This window comes from Micromonospora vulcania (genome assembly GCF_042658605.1).
Lineage (GTDB): Bacteria > Actinomycetota > Actinomycetes > Mycobacteriales > Micromonosporaceae > Micromonospora > Micromonospora vulcania.
Map to the genome: position 1 here is coordinate 14,173 of NZ_JBHSQS010000003.1, position 11,813 is coordinate 25,985.

Below are 11,813 nucleotides of genomic sequence, written 5' to 3' on the forward strand. Positions count from 1 at the left end.
GGGACATCTCCCGCCTATCGTTGGCGGTATGACCGTGACCCACGTACAGCTACTCTCCGTACCCGTCGCCGACCAGGACCGGGCCCGCGACTTCTACGTCGACGTGCTCGGGTTCGAGCTGGTCCGGGACAACCCGATGGGCCCCGACGGCGGACGCTGGGTGCAGGTCGCGCCGAGCGGCGCCGCCACCGCGCTCACGCTGGTCACCTGGTTTCCCAGCATGCCGCCCGGGTCGCTCAAGGGCCTGGTGCTGGAGACCGACGACCTGGACGCCGACGTCGTCCGGCTGCGGGAGCGGGGAGTCGCCCTCCCCGACGGCGATGTCCACGTCGCCCCCTGGGGTCGGTACGTCACCTTCGACGACCCGGACGGCAACGGCATCGTCCTACAGGAGACCAGCATCTGAGTCGGCCACAACACTGACCGATTCCGATCTCACGCCGCTCGCGGGTGTCGGCCCCCTCGCGGGGGTCCTCGCTGCGCCGAGAGCCCCCTGCGCCGAGTGCGGCGCGGTGATCGCGCTCGATCCAGGAAAGAGTGCCCTTCCCGGCGGCGGAAGGCACTGCATCCTGGATCGAGCGCGATCATGCGGCGGGCGCGGCGGGCGCGGCGGGCGCGGCGGGCGCGGCGGGTGCGGCGGGCGTGGCGGCGCCTGGTGGTGGCGGCGCTTGGGCGGTGGTCAGGGGTTGGTGGGGAAGATCCTGGCGTGCAGCGCGGCCGGGTCGGTCACCTCGGGCAGGTCGCGCGCGGCGAGCCAGGCTGCAGCGGCGGCCCCGTCACCGGCGGTACGCAGGGGAGCCTGCGGCCAGTGCCGGCCCACCTCGGCCCGAACAGCGGCAGCCAGCGGGGTGTCCGCGGTGAGCAGCCCGCCACCGAGTACGACGGGCGTCACCGCGTCGGGCGGTCGGATCCGGCCCACGCTGTCGGCCAGGTGCGCGGCGGCCTCGGCGATCAGCGCCTGCGCGACCGGTTCACCTCCGGCGGCGGCGGTGACGACCAGCGGCGCGAGTCGCGCCAGTTCGATCGGCGGCCGACGGGTCACCACCTGGATCGTCGCGTCCACGGTGTCCCGGGGGCGGGCCGCGATCTCGGCGCTGCCCGTCAGGTCGGTCAGCACCGCCGTGGCCAGCGGGCCGAGGGCGTGGCCGGCGTCCAGGTCGGCGAGGAGCCGGCGGACCGACTCGCGGCCCAGCCAGAAACCCGACCCGGCGTCGCCGAGCAGCCAGCCGTGGCCGTCGGCGATCCGGTCCAGCCGCAGGTCGCGGACCTGCGCGGTGATCGCTCCGGTGCCGGCGATGAGCACCGTCCCGTCCGGGTCGGCGGTGCCGGAGGCGTAGGCGACCAGGGCGTCGCCGTGGACGGTGTACGGGCAGCGCAGGCCGGCGTCGTGCCAGGCGTGGTCGAAGGCGGCCCGTCCGGCTGGGTCGGCGAGCAGCCGGGCCGCCCCGGCGAGCCCGATGGTGCCGGCCGCCACCCGGGTCGGGTCGACGCCGACGAGCGCCCCGCGCAGAGCGGTCAGCAACTCGGTCGCGGCCCGCTCGGCGCCGTGGCTGGTGGGGTTGCCACCGCCGGCGCGGCCGGTGCCGAGGCGTTCACCGGTCAGTGTCAGGGCGGTCGCCCGGGTGGACGTACCGCCGATGTCGAGACCGATCACGACGCTGTCGGACATCGGCACGAGCCTCCTTGCGGTGCGTGGTCGCGGGCCTGTTCATGCTGGTCGGCGCGGTTGCATTGGGCAAGATCTCGCGGGCGCGGCGGGCTGTGCGCCAGGTAACAGTTTGAAAACTTCGCCCACAGTCTTGACACGGAGGGGCGTTCAGTAAGAACTTTTACCACTAACAGTTAACAGTCTTTTCGGAAAGGCCAGGCGTCCCATGGTTGATCACGAGGTGGACACCGCCGCGGGGACCGCGGTGGTCGACGCCGAGTCGTTCGACCGGCGGGGCGCGCTCGGGTCCGCCTCCGAGGGGGTGCTGGCGCGCGTCCGCGGCGGGCTCGGCGAGCTGACCGGTGCGCTGCGCCGGGTCGCCGAGCACGTGCTGAGCGACCCGGAGGCCGCCGCCCGGTCCACCATCGTCGAGTTGGCCGAGCGCAGCGGCACCTCACCGGCGACCATCACCCGCTTCTGCCGGGCGATGGGCTTCGAGGGGTACGCGGACCTGCGGCTGGGCATCGCGGCCGAGACCGGCCGGGCCCGCTCGGCCGGCTGGACCGTCGACATCGGACGCGAGATCCAGCCGAGCGACCCGCTGGCTCGGGTGCTCGACCAGATCATGGCCGCCGACACCCGGGCCATGCACGACACTGCCGCACTGCTCGACCTCGCCGAGGTGGAGCGGGCCGCGGTGGCGATCGCCGGCGCCAGCCGGGTGAACATCTTCGGTGCCAGCGGCAGCGCCCTCGTCGGCGAGGAGATGCAGTTCAGCCTGCACCGCATCGGGGTGGCCGCGTGGGCCTGGAACGACGTGCACGAGGGCCTGGCCAGCGCCGCGCTGCTGCGCGCCGGTGACGTCGCACTGGGCATCTCGCACACCGGCCAGACCCGGGAGACGATCGAGATGCTCGCCGAGGGCGGCAGCCGGGGCGCCACCACGGTCGCGCTCACCGGCTTCCCCCGCTCGCCGCTGGCCGAGCTGGCGGACATCGTGCTGGTGACCGCCAGCCAGGCGACCACCTTCCGGCCGGACGCGCTCTCGGCCCGCCATCCCCAACTGGTGGTGCTCGACCTGCTCTACATCGCCGTCGCCCAGCGCACCCACGACCGCGCGCACGCGGCCTTCCGGCGTACCGCGCAGGCCGTCGACGGGCACAAGGCCGCGAAGGGAGCCCTCTCATGATCAGCGCCCAGGGGTACGCGGACGCGGTCCGCCCGGTGCTCGACCGGCTGCTCGACTCCGAGGCCGACGGCATCACCCGGGCCGCCGACCTGATCGCCGACAGCCTGCGCGCCGGCGGCGTACTCCAGGCGTTCGGCGCCGGGCACTCCGAGGCGTTCGCCGGCGAACTGGTCGCCCGGGCCGGCGGGCTGGTCCCCACCAACCGGCTCTCGGTGCGTGACCTGGTGCTGCACGGCGACGCCCCGCGTGGCGTGCTCGCCGACCCCAAGCTGGAACGCGATCCCTCCATCGCCCACCAGATCTACGCGCTCGCGGCACCCCAGCCGCGGGACGTGTTCGTGGTGGCGTCCCAGTCCGGCATCAACGGCTCGGTGGTCGAGCTGGCGGCGCTGGTCACCGAGCGTGGTCACCCGTTGATCGCGGTCACCTCGGTCGAGCACACCGCACGGGTCGCTCCTCGGCACCCGTCCGGTCAGCGGCTCGCCGACCTCGCCGACGTCGTGCTGGACAACGGCGCGCCGTACGGCGACGCACTGCTGCCGCTCGAGGGCGGCGGCGCGGTCTGTGCGGTCTCCTCGGTCACCACGGCGCTGCTGGCGCAGCTGCTGACCGCGGAGGTCGTACGACGGTTCCATCAGGCCGGAGAGGTACCCCCTATCTACCTCTCCGCCAACGTCCCCGGCGGGGACGAGCACAACATCGCCCTCGAGTCGCGGTATGCCGGGCGTCTCCGGCGTACCGCCTGACCCGACACACAAGGAGAGTCAGAGATGTCGGTTACCCCCGAGAACCTCGGCGACCTGAGCCGCCGGACCCTGTTGCAGCGCGCGGCGGCGGCTGGCCTGCTGGTCACCCCGGCCGTCGGCCTGCTGAGCGCCTGCGCCGGCAGTGACCCGGAGAAGTCCGACGACTCCGGTACCGCGAAGAGCAAGGACAACCCGTTCGGCGTCAAGGACGGCAGCGCGGTCAAGGTGGTCGTCTTCAACGGCGGCCTCGGCGACCAGTGGGCCAAGGAGGACAAGGCCCTCTTCAACGCCAAGCACGCGAACATCACGGTCAACATGAGCTCCACCCAGAAGATCAAGACCGAAGAACAGCCGAAGATGTCCACCCAGCCGAGCGACCTGGTGATGAACTCGGGTGCGGACATCATGGACCGCAGCACGCTGATCAACGAGGGTGCGATCGAGCCGCTCGACGACCTGCTCACCGCCCCCGCGTGGGACGGCGAGGGCACGGTGGCCGACTCGCTGCTGCCCGGCACCGTCACCGACGGCACCCAGAACGGCAAGTACTACGTCGTCAACGTCGCCTACACCGTCTGGGGCAACTGGTACAACAACGCCCTGTTCAAGCGGGAGGGCTGGACGGCGCCGAGCACCTGGGACGAGTTCTTCGCCCTGGCGCCGAAGATCAAGGCCAAGGGCATCGCGCCGTACGTGCACGACGCGGCCCACGGCTACTACCCCCGCTGGGCGTTCTTCGCCAGCATCTGGAAGGCCGTCGGCAAGCAGCCCGTCATCGACATCGACAACCTGAAGGAAAACGCCTGGAAGGCCGACGGCATCGTCGCGGCGCTGGAGCCGTGGGAGAAGCTGGTCAAGGACCGGCTGCTCCTGCCGGGCAAGCTCGACCACACCCAGTCCCAGCAGGCCTGGCTCGACGGCAAGGCAGCCTTCATCCAGGTCGGCACCTGGCTGAAGAACGAGATGGCCGCCACCATCCCGCCGGGCTTCGAGCTGACCGTGTCGGACTACTGGACCAAGTCGGGCGACAAGGCGGCCAAGGATGTGTACGCCTCCTCCGGCGAGGGTTTCGTGGTGCCGAGCAAGGCGCCGAACAAGGCGGCCGCGAAGGAGTTCCTGCGGGCGATCCTGTCCAAGGCCGGCTCGGCCAAGTTCGCCGAGCTGACCAAGTCGCTGGCCTCCACCAAGGGCTCCGGTGACAACGTGCAGGATTCCGCGCTGGCGTCGGCGAACACGCTGATGAAGAGCGGCAGCCAGGACCTGATCTCGTTCAAGTTCCCGGACTACTACGCCGACCTGGACAAGGAGAGCCAGAACCTGTCCGAGGAGCTGATGGCCGGACGGCTCACCGCGCAGCAGTTCGTCGACAAGATGCAGGCGGCCGCGGACAAGGTCGCCAAGGACTCCTCGGTCAAGAAGCAGACCCGCACCGCCTGACAGGCCCCGATCAGTTAGAGAAGTGAGTGACCATGCGGCACGGTGTTGCGCGTTTCGTCACGGGTTTCCTGGCCTTGCCGGTTGCGCTGTACCTCTTCTACGTGGTGTGGCCGTTCGTGCAGGCGGCGGGATACTCGCTGACCGACTGGGGTGGGTACTCGGATACCCAGAACTTCGTCGGTCTGGACAATTACGTCCGGCTGCTCTCCGACGAGCTGATCAGGAAGGCGTTCTGGCACAACGTCTTCTTCCTGATCACCGTGCCGCTGTTCACCATCGCGTTGGCCCTGTTCCTCGCGTTCCTGCTCAACGTGGGCGGACGCGAGGACAGGGCCGGCATCCGGGGAGTCTTCGGCTCCTCGATCTACAAGATCATCTTTTTCTTCCCGCAGGTGCTGTCGCTGGTGGTCATCGCCGTCATGTGGCAGCAGATCTACCGGTCCGACGGCCAGGGTCTGATCAACGGGCTGCTGATCAAGATCGGGTTGGGTGACCCGGAGAACCCGATCGCCTTCACCGCCGATCCGGAGCCCTTCCTCGGCGTACCGGCGGTGCTGTGGTGGCTGCTGCTGATCGCGGTCTGGAGCGGCGCCGGCTTCTACATGGTGCTCTTCTCCGCGGCGATGCAGTCCATCCCGAGGGACATCTACGAGGCCGCGCTGCTGGACGGGGCCGGCCGGTTCCACACGTTCTTCCGGATCACGCTGCCGCTGCTGCGGGACACCGTCTCGGTGGCCTGGGTCTACCTGGGCTTCATCGCGTTGGACATGTACGCGCTGGTGTTCGTCATGACGCCCAGCGCGGGCGGACCGAACCACGCCAGTGAGATCTTCGCGTCGGTGCTCAACTTCACCGCGTTCCAGAAGGGCCAGTTCGGCTACGCCTGCGCGATGGGTGTGGCGCTGGCGATCTTCACCATCCTGTTGGCCGCGGCGCAGTTGAGGATCACCCGCCGTGAGCGTATCGAGTACTGAGGAGGCTGGACGATGAGCACGGCGACACACGCGTCGGGTGATCTCACCCGGCCCGACCAGGAACCACCCACTCCACCCGCGCCGGGCCGCCGGTCGGAGTCCCGGGGCGCCGGGATCGGCTCCCGGATCTTCAACGGCTTCTCGCACCTGTTCCTGCTGGTGTGGGCCGTGATGGTGATCTACCCGCTGCTGTGGGTGGTGATGTCCGCGCTGAAGAGCGACTCGGAGGTGATCCGGGAGCCGCTGTCCCTGATCCCCGACACGCTGCACTGGGACAACTTCACCCGCGCCTGGGGAGCGGGTCACCTCGGCGCGTTCTTCCTGAACACCATCCTGGTGCTGGTCGGCAGCGTCTTCTTGACCATGCTCCTCGGCTCGATGGCCGCGTACGTCCTGGCCCGGTACGAGTTCCCGGGCAACCGGCTCATCTACTACATGTTCCTGACCGGGCTGACGCTGCCGATCTACCTCGCCGCGGTGCCGCTCTTCAAGGGCGTCTACAACATGGGCGTCGTGTTCCCGCTGCTGGGCCCGAACAAGCACCTGATGCTGATCGTCGTCTACGTCGCGTGGTCGCTGTCGTTCACGATCTTCTTCATGCACTCGTTCTTCCGGACGCTGCCGAACTCCATCGCCGAGGCCGCGATGGTCGACGGCGCCTCGCACAGCAGGCTCTTCTTCAGCGTGATGTTGCCGATGTCCAAGCCGGGTCTGATCAGCATCGGGATCTTCAACGTGCTCGGCCAGTGGAACCAGTGGTACCTGCCGACCCTGCTGATGCAGTCGGTGGGTGGTGAGCCGAAGAACTCGGTGATCTCCCAGGGGCTGATCGAGCTCTCGGTCAACCAGGGCTACAAGTCCGACTGGTCCGGTCTCTTCGCCGGAGTCACCATGGCGATGCTCCCGGTGCTCATCGTCTATATCGTCTTCCAGCGCCAGGTGCAGTCCGGCCTGGCCGCCGGAGTCGGCAAGTAGACCCACCCTCCAGACCTCCGCGGTCTGCGCAGCCGGGAGAAAGAGTGGCCACTGCACGAGAGGTGGCCACTCTTTCCTGTGGCAGCGCAAGGACGGGTCAGGACGGCCGTTTCGGGGCGGGACCGAGGATGTGGGCATTGATCTCGCCGACAAAGCGCCCCAGCTCGTCGATCTCCAGGACGTCCACGTTTCCCTGTCGCAGGAGCTCCGTGCCGTGGCAGTCGGCGAAGTGCAGCGGTTCGCGCAGCGCGAAGACCACCCGTCTGATGCCGGCGTCGAGAATCAGCTCGGTGCAGGTTTTCGGCCGCGAGGCGCGGGTGGTGCAGGGTTCCAGAGAGCTGTAGAGGGTCGCGGAATCCAGCACGGTCCCGCGCCGATCCGCAAGCTTGGCCAGAGCGGCCTCCTCGGCGTGATGGCGTGGGTCGTTCTCACCGGTGTAGCCGGTGGCCAGCACGATGCCGACCGGGTCGACGACGATGGCGCCGACGGCGTAGCGGTCCGGCCCTCGTGGCGACCGTCGGGATAGTTCGATCGCTGCGCTGAGTAGCCGCCGGTCCTGAGCGGCCGCGGCGGGCGGCACGTTCGGTCGAGAGTTCATGAGCGTCACTCCGGCACTTGATGGGTGATCTTGCCGATTGAGCCCGTCGAGGTGTTGCGGGGAGGCGATCAGGCCGCGTTGTTCCTGACCGGATGACGAGAGCCACTCCCGCCAGGATGGTCCTCCTGATCGGGATCCGAGTCACTCGTCGCGCCGCCGGGTTCCTGGTCGGTGGGCTCGGGAGCCGACCTCCGCCGCAGCGCGAGGACCATCGGCACGGCGCTGACGAGCAACGCGACGGCCCCGATCCGGTACGCGGTGGCCGGGGTGACGACGTGCAGGAGCAGCGTGCTCGCACCGAACACGGCGATGCCGGCGAGCGAGACCAGCGAGCCGGTGGTGGCGAAGTAGGTGCCCTGCTGGTCGTCGGGCACGAGCAGTTGGGCCGCCGTTAGGTGGTAGATCCATGCGCTCACCGCGAGCCCGAGGAGTCCGTACAGGAGCAGACTGCCGGTCTGGACCCGAGCCACCGAGAAGGCGACCGCGAGCGCCGGCACACCGATCGCGCCGCAGATCAAGATCGGCACCGAGCCGAAGCGCTTCCAGATGGTCGGTATCAGAGTGCCCGCGACGATCGAGCCCAAGCTGTAGACCATCTGCAACCCACCCTGCGTGCCCGCACCGTTGCCCGTGGAACTGACGAAGGGCGCGAGCAACGAGGACAGCAGACGATGCATGGCCTGCAGTCCCACGTAGAGCAGTGTCAGTTGCCAGATTCGACTGCTGCTCGTGATGAGACGGATCGTGCGTGCGAAGCCCGCCCAGGTGCCGGGCGGGCTGCTTGGCGCCGCCGTGCTCGCCGCAACCTCCTGCTGCCGTCTCGTACGGCGGATCACCATCATCCCGATCGCCGAGATCAGGAATGACGCGCCGTTGACCACGAGCCCGGTCTGTGGCCCGCTGGCGGCCACCACCAGACCTCCCACGAGCGCACCGACGGCGATGCCGATCTGGTAGACGAGAGTCGTGGTGGCGTTCGCCCGCAGCAGGTCCTTGTCGCTCGCCAGCCGCCGTACGAACACCCGCGAGGCCGAGCCGTAGAACTGCCCGCACACGGCCAACACCGACTCGACGACGTAGAGGTGCCAGGGCGCGAGCAGATGCGCAGCCGAGATGAGGGGGATGGAGAAGACGGCGGCGGCGGACACCACGTCGACGCCGACGAGGAGTCGGCGCGAGTCGAATCGATCGACGACGGAGCCCACGATCGGGGCGAGCAACACGCCGGGGACAGCAGAGAACAACAGCAGCAGCGGTACGGAGTAGGCCGCACCGGTCAGCTGGAGGATCAACCAGGAGGCCGCCACCACGTGGATCGTGCTGCCGATGAACGACAGCAGAGTGGCGACCAGGAAGATCTGGTACGCGCGGTTCCCGCGAATCATTCGGCGCTCCCGGTGTGGATCGGTTGTCTCATGCCCAGACCTCGGAGACCTGCCCGTCGGAGCCCACCCGGTCGGACGGGAACAACCGTGGGAACGGACGCGGCTGGCGGATCAAAGAGGTGACTCCCGGATAGGGCCGGGCCAGGACGGCCGACAGCGCCTCGTCGTCGAACTGGGTCGCGAGGGCGACGCCGATCAGAACGACGACCTCCTGGTCGTCGGCGCGGAAGCCGCGAAGCTCGTGCTTCGACAACAGCGTCCCGTGTCGGTCGAGCAACCGGATCTGATCCCCGTCCGGCCCGACCCGCACCAGGCTGACCTCGAAATGGGCCTCTCCGTCAACCTGTCGTACGTCCATGACTCGGCCGCCCTCGCCGGGCTCGGCGCTCCGCTGCGGACACAATAACCAGCACCGACCGTGGGTCTGCAGCAGCGCCACGGTGCCGGCCGGCACCGCCAGGTCGTCGAACTGCTCGGGATGGACCAGCACGTCGTGCAGGACAAGTCGTGGCACCGACCGCGAGCCGAGCACACCGAAGACCTGCAACTCGGCGTGGAGCGCGGCAACCGTCAGCGTGACGCCGAACATCGGCAGCCCGTGCGGGAGCAGGTCGGCGGGAAGGCTGGCCACGACGGGCTGGGCGTCCGTGCCGGGGATCGGTCTCACCCTCGCACCTCCATCGCCGCACCGGCTCCGGCTTCGGCTCCCGCTCGGGCGAGGCTGGCGTACAGGTCGAGATGCCGGCGTACGGCCGAGCCGTGGAACCGGGCCAGCGTCGTCCTCGCCGGTGACGTGGTTGCGTCCCTCGTGGGCCAGACCCCGCCGAGGTACTCCGCGATCGTGTCCCGAAGGGCAGCCACGTCGCCGGGAGGTACGACGCGTGCCGCGGGGTAGCCGGCGACCAGCGTGGGAAGGTTGCCCGAGCGTGTCACGACGACCGGCTTGTCGGCGAGGATCGCCTGGGCGACGGACATCGAGTACGGCTCGCCCCGGGCGCCCGTTCCGGTCGTCGGATGCAGGATCAGGTCGGCCGAGCGGATCGCCGTCCAACTGAGCGGCGGCTCGTAGTGGACGAACCGCACCCGACCACGCTCACGCCAGGGCTGGACGCGACGCATCAGATCGTCACCGATGTTCGGATCCCACAGCGGGTTCTGCGAGCCGGCCTGGACGAAGTCGAGGTCCGCGCCTCCTTCCAGCAGTTCGACGACCGCGGTGAGGGACACGTCGCTGCCCTTCCAGGAGGACAGCCGCGTCGGTTGGAGGACGGTCGGCCGAGGAGAGCGGGGGTACGCCGGGCCGGCATCCTGCGGTGGCTGCTCCGGAAGCGCCAACGGCAGCGTGGTGACGGTTGCTCCCGGCACTTCGGTACGCAGTTCGCTCGCCACGAACTCGGAGTGCGCGACGATGTGCGCGCCCAGTCCCGACCACCGACGCAGGGCAACGGTGTCCGTGCCCCGCTCCGCGAGGTTGTGGACGTCCAGGACGCACGTGCCGCTCCAGCCGCCAGCGGCAAGCCGGTCGATGACCTGGTCCGTCACGTCCGGGCGGTGCCACTGGGGATTGTGCAGGTGTAGGACGTCGGTCGACGCGATGAGGTCGACCAGATCCTGTAGGTCGGTGGCCGAGCAACTGCCGCCTGGCTCAAGGCAGGGGTGGAAGACCGCGGACCGGGCGTTCCGCGTCCCGGCGCGGTAGTCCACCTCCTGGCCGCTGGACCGGAGCGCCGCGACCAGTGACTCCAGGTGAGTCTCGATGCCGCCCATCGTCGGAAGGGCCGCCCAGTGCACGTGGGTCACCGTCATGAACCGACCTCACCGGCCAGCAGTTCGCCGTACTGGCGAACGTATTCCGCCGCCATCCGCTCGGCGGTGAAGCGGCGGTCGAACACCTCACGGATGCGGTGCCGGTCCAGGTCGGCGGTGGACTGCACGGCCTCGACGGCCCGGTCGATGCCGTCGACCGTGAAACCGGTGACGCCGTCTTCGATGATCTCGGGTACCGAACCCATGTTCCAGGCGACAACCGGCGTGCCACAGGCCATGGCCTCGATGAGCACGAGGCCGAACGGCTCGTTCCAGTCAATCGGGAAGAGCAGTGTCCGTGCTCCGCCGTACAGCTCCTGCTTGTCCTGATCGGACACCTCGCCCAGGAACTCGACGTTGGTGCCGTCGATGTGCGGCTCGACGGTCTCCTCGAAATAGTCACGGAACACCGCGTCGACCTTGGCGGCAATCTTGAGCTTCAGGCCCGACCGGCGGGCGATCTCGATGGCCCGGTCCGGTCGCTTGCTGGGCGCGATCCGGCCGACGAACAACAGGTAGTCGCCGCCAGCAGCCTCCGAGTAGGTGGTACGCGGCAGCCCGTGGTGCACGACGCCCCGCCAGTTCATGAGCGGTGCGTGGCTCGTCTGGTCGGCGGAGATGCCGATGTAGGGCATCTCGCGGAAGGCGTTCATGACGGGCATCACCGAGGGATCGAGGCTCATCGGCATGTGGACCGTGGTGACCGACTTGTGCCGGTGCGGATGGAACGTCGGGAGGTGGAAGAAGCCGGTGTGGAAGTGGATGACGTCGTACTCGTCGATGCGATGGACGATGTCCATCATCATCTTCATGTAGATCGCGACGGTGAAGTCGCGGAACGGGCCCGTCTCGGCCAGACGCAGCGACGTCGGGCAGGCCGCGACGAGTTCGGCCTTGGTGTCGGAGTCGCCACTCGCGTGCAGCGTGACCTCGTGGCCCTGGGCGACCAGCTCGTCGGTCAGGATGCCGACGACCCGCTCCACCCCGCCGTAGCGTGGCGGTGGCACCGGTTCGAACAACGTTGACACCTGTGCGATGCGCAATGTCTTCCCCTT

Annotated in this window: 12 protein-coding genes; 6 read left to right on the forward strand and 6 right to left on the reverse strand. The window is 69.1% G+C overall.

What is annotated here, in order from left to right:
* Window positions 1-28 precede the first annotated feature (28 nt).
* The gene (locus tag ACFQGL_RS05030; RefSeq protein WP_377506084.1) at window positions 29-406 is read left to right on the forward strand and encodes a glyoxalase superfamily protein; all 378 of its coding nucleotides are present in this window, start codon (window positions 29-31) and stop codon (window positions 404-406) included.
* Between the two features lie 273 nt (window positions 407-679).
* Here the strand turns inward: ACFQGL_RS05030 and ACFQGL_RS05035 are convergent, their stop codons facing one another.
* The gene (locus ACFQGL_RS05035) at window positions 680-1,669 is read right to left on the reverse strand and encodes an N-acetylglucosamine kinase (protein ID WP_377506087.1); all 990 of its coding nucleotides are present in this window, start codon (window positions 1,667-1,669) and stop codon (window positions 680-682) included.
* 205 nt (window positions 1,670-1,874) lie between these two features.
* Here ACFQGL_RS05035 and ACFQGL_RS05040 point away from each other — a divergent pair, with 205 nt between their 5' ends.
* From ACFQGL_RS05040 to ACFQGL_RS05060, 5 genes are read left to right on the forward strand one after another with little or no spacing between them, the layout of a single operon-like run.
* Window positions 1,875-2,837 (forward strand): MurR/RpiR family transcriptional regulator, encoded by a 963-nt coding sequence (locus ACFQGL_RS05040; protein WP_377506090.1) that lies wholly within the window; start codon window positions 1,875-1,877, stop codon window positions 2,835-2,837.
* The gene (locus ACFQGL_RS05045) at window positions 2,834-3,583 is read left to right on the forward strand and encodes a sugar isomerase domain-containing protein (RefSeq protein ID WP_377506093.1); all 750 of its coding nucleotides are present in this window, start codon (window positions 2,834-2,836) and stop codon (window positions 3,581-3,583) included. Before ACFQGL_RS05040 ends, ACFQGL_RS05045 begins: the two co-directional genes overlap by 4 nt.
* Window positions 3,584-3,607: 24 nt before the next feature.
* Window positions 3,608-5,020: an N-acetylglucosamine/diacetylchitobiose ABC transporter substrate-binding protein gene (ngcE, locus tag ACFQGL_RS05050; RefSeq protein ID WP_377506096.1), complete on the forward strand. Its 1,413-nt coding sequence runs from the start codon at window positions 3,608-3,610 to the stop codon at window positions 5,018-5,020.
* Window positions 5,021-5,052: 32 nt separating this feature from the next.
* Window positions 5,053-5,994 (forward strand): carbohydrate ABC transporter permease, encoded by a 942-nt coding sequence (locus tag ACFQGL_RS05055; protein ID WP_377506099.1) that lies wholly within the window; start codon window positions 5,053-5,055, stop codon window positions 5,992-5,994.
* A gap of 12 nt (window positions 5,995-6,006) precedes the next feature.
* A complete protein-coding gene (locus ACFQGL_RS05060) occupies window positions 6,007-6,969 on the forward strand; it encodes a carbohydrate ABC transporter permease (protein WP_377506102.1) in 963 nt (320 codons plus the stop codon).
* A gap of 97 nt (window positions 6,970-7,066) precedes the next feature.
* On the opposite strand, the gene ACFQGL_RS05065 is transcribed toward ACFQGL_RS05060, so the two are convergent.
* The 5 genes from ACFQGL_RS05065 to ACFQGL_RS05085 form a co-directional block, all read right to left on the reverse strand.
* Window positions 7,067-7,567 (reverse strand): deaminase, encoded by a 501-nt coding sequence (locus ACFQGL_RS05065; protein ID WP_377506105.1) that lies wholly within the window; start codon window positions 7,565-7,567, stop codon window positions 7,067-7,069.
* A gap of 68 nt (window positions 7,568-7,635) precedes the next feature.
* Complete coding sequence (locus ACFQGL_RS05070) at window positions 7,636-8,952, reverse strand: MFS transporter (protein ID WP_377506108.1); 1,317 nt, start codon at window positions 8,950-8,952, stop codon at window positions 7,636-7,638.
* Between the two features lie 28 nt (window positions 8,953-8,980).
* Window positions 8,981-9,619, reverse strand: a complete 639-nt coding sequence (locus tag ACFQGL_RS05075) for a hypothetical protein (RefSeq protein WP_377506111.1) — start codon at window positions 9,617-9,619, stop codon at window positions 8,981-8,983.
* Entirely contained in the window at window positions 9,616-10,758 is a 1,143-nt protein-coding gene (locus tag ACFQGL_RS05080) for a glycosyltransferase family 4 protein (RefSeq protein WP_377506114.1), read from the reverse strand. Before ACFQGL_RS05080 ends, ACFQGL_RS05075 begins: the two co-directional genes overlap by 4 nt.
* Window positions 10,755-11,777: a glycosyltransferase family 4 protein gene (locus ACFQGL_RS05085; RefSeq protein WP_377506117.1), complete on the reverse strand. Its 1,023-nt coding sequence runs from the start codon at window positions 11,775-11,777 to the stop codon at window positions 10,755-10,757. Before ACFQGL_RS05085 ends, ACFQGL_RS05080 begins: the two co-directional genes overlap by 4 nt.
* Window positions 11,778-11,813: the final 36 nt, after the last annotated feature.

Coding starts and splice junctions, on each gene's coding strand:
- ACFQGL_RS05030 (WP_377506084.1), top strand. CDS start 29: ATGACCGTGACCCACGTACAGCTACTCTCCGTACCCGTCGCCGACCAG.
- ACFQGL_RS05035 (WP_377506087.1), bottom strand. CDS start 1,669: ATGTCCGACAGCGTCGTGATCGGTCTCGACATCGGCGGTACGTCCACC.
- ACFQGL_RS05040 (WP_377506090.1), top strand. CDS start 1,875: ATGGTTGATCACGAGGTGGACACCGCCGCGGGGACCGCGGTGGTCGAC.
- ACFQGL_RS05045 (WP_377506093.1), top strand. CDS start 2,834: ATGATCAGCGCCCAGGGGTACGCGGACGCGGTCCGCCCGGTGCTCGAC.
- ngcE (WP_377506096.1), top strand. CDS start 3,608: ATGTCGGTTACCCCCGAGAACCTCGGCGACCTGAGCCGCCGGACCCTG.
- ACFQGL_RS05055 (WP_377506099.1), top strand. CDS start 5,053: ATGCGGCACGGTGTTGCGCGTTTCGTCACGGGTTTCCTGGCCTTGCCG.
- ACFQGL_RS05060 (WP_377506102.1), top strand. CDS start 6,007: ATGAGCACGGCGACACACGCGTCGGGTGATCTCACCCGGCCCGACCAG.
- ACFQGL_RS05065 (WP_377506105.1), bottom strand. CDS start 7,567: ATGAACTCTCGACCGAACGTGCCGCCCGCCGCGGCCGCTCAGGACCGG.
- ACFQGL_RS05070 (WP_377506108.1), bottom strand. CDS start 8,952: ATGATTCGCGGGAACCGCGCGTACCAGATCTTCCTGGTCGCCACTCTG.
- ACFQGL_RS05080 (WP_377506114.1), bottom strand. CDS start 10,758: ATGACGGTGACCCACGTGCACTGGGCGGCCCTTCCGACGATGGGCGGC.